6 protein-coding genes are annotated in these 7750 nt (G+C 75.8%); 2 read left to right on the forward strand and 4 right to left on the reverse strand.

Features of this window, described 5'->3' with window-relative positions:
- From DZF91_RS16195 to DZF91_RS16205, 3 genes are all read right to left on the reverse strand, one after another.
- Positions 1-606, reverse strand: a 606-nt coding sequence (locus DZF91_RS16195; RefSeq protein WP_147341177.1) for an aminotransferase class I/II-fold pyridoxal phosphate-dependent enzyme, incomplete at its 3' end; no start/stop codon positions are given.
- 4 nt (positions 607-610) lie between these two features.
- Positions 611-2047: a GumC domain-containing protein gene (locus DZF91_RS16200; protein ID WP_117358297.1), complete on the reverse strand. Its 1437-nt coding sequence runs from the start codon at positions 2045-2047 to the stop codon at positions 611-613.
- A gap of 294 nt (positions 2048-2341) precedes the next feature.
- Positions 2342-3007 carry a response regulator gene (locus DZF91_RS16205; RefSeq protein ID WP_117358298.1) on the reverse strand — a complete coding sequence of 222 codons (666 nt, stop codon included), beginning with the start codon at positions 3005-3007 and terminating at the stop codon, positions 2342-2344.
- Positions 3008-3307: 300 nt separating this feature from the next.
- Here DZF91_RS16205 and galE point away from each other — a divergent pair, with 300 nt between their 5' ends.
- Positions 3308-4363 carry a UDP-glucose 4-epimerase GalE gene (gene galE / locus DZF91_RS16210; RefSeq protein WP_117358299.1) on the forward strand — a complete coding sequence of 352 codons (1056 nt, stop codon included), beginning with the start codon at positions 3308-3310 and terminating at the stop codon, positions 4361-4363.
- Positions 4364-4554: 191 nt separating this feature from the next.
- Entirely contained in the window at positions 4555-5202 is a 648-nt protein-coding gene (locus tag DZF91_RS16215) for a TetR/AcrR family transcriptional regulator (protein ID WP_235834337.1), read from the forward strand.
- Positions 5203-5262: 60 nt separating this feature from the next.
- Here the strand turns inward: DZF91_RS16215 and DZF91_RS42095 are convergent.
- A partial coding sequence (locus DZF91_RS42095) for a D-alanyl-D-alanine carboxypeptidase family protein (protein ID WP_235834338.1) occupies positions 5263-7750 on the reverse strand: 2488 nt, incomplete at its 5' end.

Consider the following 7750-nt stretch of genomic DNA (forward strand, 5'->3'; position numbering starts at 1 on the left):
CGCGCCGACCCGCACGCCGCCGCGGGCCGCGCCGGGGCCGTGCGCCGCGTCCTCCACGACGCGCGTCCGGTCGAGTCCGGCGGCGGCGGCGAGCGCGGGCACGTCCACGGGGTAGCCCGCCTGGTTCTGCGTGACCATCGCGAGCGGACGCGTCCGCGCGGCGGCCTCGGCGACGGTCCGCTCGGACGGCACGAGCGTGTCCTCGTCGACGTCCACGAGCACCGGCCGCAGCCCCGCGTGCAGGATCGCGTTCACCGCGCCGCAGAACGTCAGGCTGGGAGTCAGCACCGGCGAGCCCGGCGGCAGGTCGAGCGCCCGCAGGCACAGCTCCAGCGCGGCCGTGCACGAGGCGACCGCCACCACGGTGTCCGCGCCCAGGTAGGCGGCGAAGTCCCGCTCGAACTCGGCGACCTGAGGGCCGGTCGTCACCCAGCCGGAGGTCAGCGTCTCGGTGACCCGCTCGGCGACCCCGTCCGCGAAGGACGGCACGGCGAACGGCACCTTGCCGCCCGAGCCGTTCCCGGTACCCGAGCCGTTCGCGGCGTCCGTACCGTCCGCGGCGTCCGTGCCGTTCCGGCCGTTCCCCTGCGCGGTGTGCTGGCTCATTGCGCTACCCCTTGATCTTCCGGCTGGTCGCGACGACCCCGAGCAGCGGCCAGCCGGACGCGGCGACCAGGTCGCGCACCGACTCCAGGCCCGCGACGGGCGTCACCGGCCCGGCGACGGCGACCACGCCGCACCGCACGTCGGCGGACGGATCGACGTCCTCGAACGCGTGCACCGGCGTGACCGCCCGCGCCTCCACCGGTCGCGCCTCCACCGGCCGCGCCGCCTCCAGCGGGGAGACCGGGCCGTCGGCCTCGCGGGTCATCACCGCGGGGCCGGCCGCCCGCACGACGGTGCTGGACGGCGTCTCGTCCGAGGCCGCCGCGCCCGCGTCGCGTGGTTCGCCGCCCTCGCCCTCCCCGTCCGTGGCGGACGGACGGCTCCTGCCGTTCAACCGGCTCTTGCCCCCGCCGGCCGATCCCGAGGACCCCGACGCTGACGCCGAAGCCGACGCCGAAGCCGGCGAGGGGGAAGCGACGGACGCGGACGGCACGACGCGCGTCCGGTCGCCGTACACCGCCTCGGCGAGCTGCGAGACCAGTTCGGCGGGCAGCGGTCCGCCCTGCGCCGACACGACGGTGACCTGCCCGGCCCCGGCCCGCCGCGCGGCCAGCAGGATCCTGCGGCCGAGCGCCGCCGTCTCCGCCGGGGAGCCGCCGAGCCGGCCGAGCAGCGGGACGTCCAGCCTGCGCGCCACCCGCCGCTGCCCCGGCACGGTCGGCCGGACCATCTCCGCGACGACCGCCGCGAGGATGCCGAGCACCAGCCCGCCGAGCCCGGCGACGGCGGTCATCATCACCTTCGGGTCGGTCTTCGGCGCGGCGATCGCGGGTTGCGCGATCGAGGCGTTCCCGGCCGTGCTGAGCTGCGTGCGCAGGTCGCTCCGGCTGGCCCGCAGGTCGGTGAGCTGGGTGAGGATCCGGTCGGTCGGCGGCCCCGGCGAGGCGTCCGCCTGCTGCTTCTCCAGCGCGGTGATCTGCTGGTTGATCTGGCCGAGCTGGTTCTGGATCGCGCTCTGGTTGGAGGTGTTGATGTCGTGCACCGTCTCGGTCGCGATCGACTGCGTCAGCTTCAGCGCGACGGCCGGGTCCGGGTCCTTGACCGACAGCTCGACCACGGTGGACGTGCCGAGCCCCTTCACGGTGATCTGCTTGGCCACCTTGTCGGGGTCGCGCGCCAGCCGGCCGCTCCGGATGACCTGGGCGAGCAGGTCGTGGCCGGTGGCGAACGCCTTGACGGTGCTGACCGCCGCGCTCACCCCGTTGTCCCCGGCGGCCCCGGCGGCGGCCCCGCCCGGCACCACGACCCGGGCCTGCGCGGCGGCGGGCGGCGTCCGGCCGTCCATCAGCATGTACACGGCCACGAGCGGCACCACGGTCGCGACCAGCAGCAGCGCCCAGTAGGTGCGGATCACCCGGGCGGCGACCTCGTCGAGCTCCACGGCAACGCCCCCTCGCCTGTCCTGACACCGCGAGCGTAGGAAGGGGGCATAAAGATCGAATCGCCCACAAATACGACTCGGCTACGTCGTTTGCGGGGGGCGCGCCCCGACCGCGTGCGCTGCGCGTTCACCGCATACGGGCAGGCCGGAGGCCGTCTACCGGACCGTTCCAAAGGCGCCTTCGGCTGTGCCCGGAGCGTCGCGTGCGTCCAAGGAGACACCGCGTCCAGCGGGTCCGGGAGGTGCCGCGTCAGGACGGGGCCGGGGCACCGCGCCAGGACGGGACGGGCGGGGTCAGGGGTCTTCGGAGGGGCGCATTCCGGCGCGCATCGCGAGGGTGATCGCCTCCAGCGCCGAGTGCAGGTCCAGCTTGGCGAGCAGGTTCTGCGTGTGGGTGCGGACGGTGTTGGCCGACAGGCCGAGCCGGTCGGCGATCTCCGCGCGGTTCAGGCCGTCCACCATGCACTGCAGCACCTCGCGCTCGCGCGGGGTGAGGTCGGCGAGCAGCCGGTCCGCGCCGTCCGGCTCGGGACGGCCGGACAGCAGCCGGCGCAGCACGTCGCCCAGCAGGTCGGGCGGGATCCAGCCGCCGCGCCGCGCCGCGTGCCGGACCACGCCCGCGACCCGCTCCGCCCGCTCGGTCTTCGACAGGAACCCGACCGCGCCGCGCCGCACGCAGCGCACGATCGTGTCCACCCCGTCGGCGGCGGTCAGCACGACGACCCGCACGTCCGGATGGCGCTCGCGCAGCCGGGCCAGCACGTCCAGGCCGTTCTCGGGGCCGAGGTCGAGGTCGAGCAGCACGACGTGCGGGCGCTCGGTGGCGGCCAGCGACAGCGCCTGCCGGCCCGCCGCCGCGACGGGCAGGACGACCAGGTCCGGCTCGCGGCCGAGCCGTGCCGACAGCGCCTCGGCGAAAAGCGCGTGGTCGTCCACGATGAGGACCCGGGTGGGCTGCATCCGGCCACCATCGCCGGTACCCGGCGGTAGCGGATCCCGCAAACGCTGTAGACCGGCGTCCGGCAGCGGACACGTTCCCCCGTCCCGGAGGCCACCCGCCCCACGCGCCCCGGACACCCCGTCCCACCCGCATCGGGACGTACCGCCCGCATCGGCATGCCCCGCCCGTCCCCGCGGCCCGCGTCCCGCGCCGCGTCCGGTCCCGGTCACTTGGTGAACGCGGCGTTGACCCTGTGCGCACCTATGCGGATTCTGTGCATACCGAGCCACGGGGAGCAAACTTCGGTAAGGGGAAGTCAAGTGAAGGTCCTGATCACAGGGGGCGCCGGGTTCATCGGCAGCACCGTCGCGTCGGCCTTCGCCGAGCGCGGTGTCACGCCCGTCGTGCTCGACAGCCTGGTCACCGGGCGTCCGGAGTTCACCGAGGGCAAGATCTTCTACCAGGGCGACATCGGGGACGGCGCGCTGGTGGACCGGATCTTCGCCGAGCAGCCGGACATCGCCGCCGCCGTGCACTGCGCGGCGCTGATCGTCGTGCCCGACTCGATGAGCGACCCCGCCCGCTACTACCGCGTCAACCTCACCCGGACCCTGGAGTTCGCCGAGCACCTGCGGCGCAACCGCTGCGACCGGATGGTGTTCGCGTCCACGGCGGGCATGTACCGGCCGTCCGCGGACCTGTCGGTCACCGAGGAGTCCGAGCTGGCGTCCGCGGACCTGTCGGTCACCGAGGAGTCCGAGCTGGACCCGCAGAACCCCTACACGCGCTCGAAGGCGATGGCCGAGACCGCGCTGCGCGACCTGGCGGCGGCCTACGGGCTGCGCGTGGTGTCGCTGCGCTACCTCAACCCGATCGGCGCGGACCCGAGGATGCGCACCGGCCTGCAGTCCAGCAAGCCGACGCACGCCCTCGGCAAGATGATCGAGTCGTACGAGTCGGGCGTCCCGTTCCGGATCACGGGCGTGGACTGGCCCACCCGCGACGGCACGGCGATCCGCGACTACATCCACGTGTGGGACATCGCGCGGGCGTTCGTCACGACGGTGGAGCGCTTCGACACGATCGTCCCGCCGGCGCGTCCGGCGGGCGCGCCGTCCCCCTACGAGGTCGTCAACCTCGGCACCGGGGACGGCACGACCGTCCGCGAGCTGGTGGACGCCTTCCGCGCGGTCGTCGGCGACGGCTTCCTCGTGGAGGAGGCCCCGGCCCGTCCGGGGGACGTCGTCGGCGCGTTCGTCGATCCCGCCAAGGCGTGGGAGGTGCTCGCCTGGAAGCCCGAGTTCACCATCGGCGACGCCATCCGGCACTCCCTCCAGTGGGCCGAGCACCGCCGCAGGCTCGACGTCGTCGCCTGACCCGCCGCACGTCCCTCCCGCACGTCCCCCCGCACGTCCCGCCGACCTCCGGAACGCCGCCCGCCCGGCCGCTCCGGAGCCCGGCGGGCCCGGTCGACGCCGTTCCCCGGTGCGCGGGGTCTCGATTCGACCGCGTCCCCGGTGCCGCGGCCCGATCTGCGGGACAATGGGGCGTCGATCGAGGAGGCGCGTTGAGCGGCAGTGTGGGTGGCGGCGTGCGGATCACCGTCACGAGGACGTTGACGAAGGATCAGCAGGCCCGCCGGGAGCGGCTGCTCGAGGCGGCCCGCGCGCTGGCGGACGAGGGCGGCTACCAGGCCGTCACCATGCACGACGTCGCCGACCGCGCCGGTGTCGCGCGCGCCACCGTGTACCGGTACTTCGCCACCAAGGACCACCTGCTCACCGAGGTCGCGGCCACCTGGGCGCACCGGGTGACCGCCGACATCGACGCGCTCGCGGTCGGCGCCACCCCCACCGAGCGGCTCACCTCGCTGCTGGAGCGGATCGTGGAGATCGCGTCCGGCGAGCTGACCCTGACCTCGGCGATCATCCAGGCGGTGACCTCGGACGACCCGTCGGTCGAGGACGCCCGCACGGTGCTGTTCCTGTTCGTCCGGGACCGGCTGTCCGCGGCGATCGGCGACCCGGTGCCCGACCGCGACGCCGTCGAGATCGTCCTCGGGCACACGCTGCTCGCGGCCCTGGTCGCGCTGACCTCGCTGCGCCGTCCGCTCGACGAGGTCACCTACATGGTCCGGACGTCCGGACGCCTCGTCCTGGCCGGGGCCCTCGCCTCCGAGCGCGGCGGGACGCCGGAGGCGCAGGCGGCGACCTGAGCGTCCGCCGCCGTCCCGCCCGTCGCCCGCGGCGGGACGCGGCGTCTCCCGCCCGCGTCCTCAGGTGAGGCGGAGGAGGCGGTGCAGAAGGGACGGTTCGCCCAGCGGACCGTCCAGCGTGAGCGGGACGCGGGCTCCACCGGCGGTCAGCGTGCCCGCCTTCGCGCCGCGCGGCGCCGTCTTCGGCGGCGTCCCGGCCACCCCGAGCCGGACGGTCAGGCCGGGCCAGCCGACCACCGTCACCGGCTTGGCCGCGCGCAGCGGAGCGCCGCCGCCGAGCCCGTCGTCCACCTTCGCGACCCGGCTGCCCGCGGGCGCGACCGTCGCGCTGACCAGCGCGTTCCCCGCCGCCGCGACCAGCGGCTGCGCCGCGGAGATCGCGCCCATCGCGCTCGGCGACGGCTGGTTCATCACCGCGCCGAGGATGAGCGTCTCCGCCCCGCCCACCTGGCGGCGCGCGGCGAACACGAAGTTGCCGCCGGCCTTGTCGGTGTAGCCGGTCTTCCCGCCGACCACGCCGTACTGGCCGAGCAGGACGTTGCCCGCGTTGCGCGGCCGGCCCCCGCCGTCCGGGACGAACTGGCGCAGCGCGACCGACTCGGCGAACGCGGGCAGCTTCATCGCCGCGCGCAGCAGCTTGACCTGGTCGGCGGCCGTGCTGACGGTCGCCGAGTCGTAGCCGCTCGGGTCGGTGTAGGTCGTGTTCGTCATGCCGAGCGAGCGCGCCGCGTCGTTCATCTTCTGGACGAACGCCTGGTCCGACCCCGCGTCCCAGCGGGCCAGCTCGTGCGCGACGTCGTTCGCGGAGATCACCAGCAGCGCCTCCAGCGCCTTGCGCTCGGTGAACCGCTGGTTCGCGCGGATGCCCAGCAGCGACTCGCCGCGCGCCTTGCGCTGCGGGAGCTCGGCGTAGCCCTGCGGCGTCACGGTGAAGCTCGGCCCGGCCTCACCGCTGGCCAGCGGCTTGTCGCGCAGGATCGTGTACGCGGTCATGACCTTGGCGACGCTGGCCGTGGGCGTCGGGGTCGCCGTGCCGGACGATCCCATCGTGCCCAGGCCGTCCACGTACACGGTCGCCTGCCCGGCCCTGGGCCACGGCAGCGCGGGCGCCTGCCCGGCGAAGGTGTGGCTCGCGGACGGCAGCGACAGCGCGAACGCCGGATCGGGCACCGGCCGCACGAGCTGCCCGGCGACGACACCGACGACCAGGACGAGCGCGACCACCAGCGTGACCACGAGCCCGCGCCGCTTGCGCCGGGGTTCCTCGGCGTGCGGGGGAGCGTCCGACCGGGGGGACATCCGCGCGTCCTGCTGCGGATACGCCTGGTAGCCCGCCTCGTGGGCCTCCCGCTGATGCTGCTGCTGGGGGTGCTGCTGGGGGTGCTGCTGGGGGTGCTGCTGGGGCTGTTGGTGGGGCTGGACGCCGACCGCGTACTGGGACGGGTTGAGCGGCATGTCCGCGCGCGTGACCTCGGTGCCGAAGGGCCGGGCCTGGGCCTGCGCGCGCGCCTGGGCCTCGGCCTGCGCCTGCGCGCTGAACCGGGGCACGATCGGCTGCTCCTCGCCCGGCCGCGGCCCCGCCGGCGCGTAGGGCGGCGGAGCGGCGTGCGCGGCGGGCGGCACCCGGTGCCCCCCGCTCGTCCGGGGCGTGACCGGCTGCTGCCCGCTGGTCCGAGGGTCGACGGGCCGCTGCCCGCTGGTCTGGGGGTCGACGGGCTGCTGCCCGCCGGTCTGCGGCATGACCGGCTGCTGCCCACTGCTCCGAGGGGTGACCGGCTGCTGCCCGCTGCTTCGGGGATCGGCCGGACGGCCCTCCCCACGCAGCGGCCTGGCCGGACGCCAGTCGTCCTCAGCCGGTGCGGCCGGACGCGGCTCCCCGGCGCCCGGCCCCGCCAGGTACCGGTCCCCGGTGTGCGGCCCGGCCGGACGACGCTCCTCGCCGCGACCTCCGTTCGGCCGCCGTCCGCCCTCGGGCCGCTGCTCGAACCGCCGGGGAGCCTCTGGCCGCTGCTCCTCCCCGAGCGGCCCGCGCGGCGGCTGCGGCTCCTCAAACGGCCGACCGGGCCGCCGCTGCTCCCCGAACGCCCCGCCGGGCCGCTGGCGAGCGTCGCGCGGCGCGGTCGGGCGCTGCTGCTCGTCGCCGCGCGGTGGGCCGAAGGGCTGGTCCTCGCCCTGCGGACGGACCGGGCGCTGCTCGTCCTGGCGCGTGCCGCCGGAGCGGTGTCGTGCCTCACGTGGAGTGCCGGGTCGCTGGTCTTCGGGGTTCGGGCGCGCGTGGGCGCTCTCGCGCGGAGCGAGCGGGTGCGAGCCGCTGTCGGACGGCGAGAGCGGGTGGGAGCCGCTGTCGGACGGCGAGAGCGGGCGCGGGCTGTCCCCGCGCGGGGTGGTCGGGTGGGAGCCGCTGCCGTGCGGCGTCGCCTCGTGGCGTCCGCTCGCGCGGGGGCCGGGCTCGTCGGAACCGCTGGACGGGGCCTCGTCGGGGGCGCTGGGCCGGGGCTCGGCGGCGTGCCGGCCGCCCCTGCGGGGAGCCGCCTCGTCCGGACCGCCG

It is taken from the genome of Actinomadura logoneensis, from assembly GCF_003428695.1.
Classification (GTDB): Bacteria; Actinomycetota; Actinomycetes; order Streptosporangiales; family Streptosporangiaceae; genus Spirillospora; species Spirillospora logoneensis.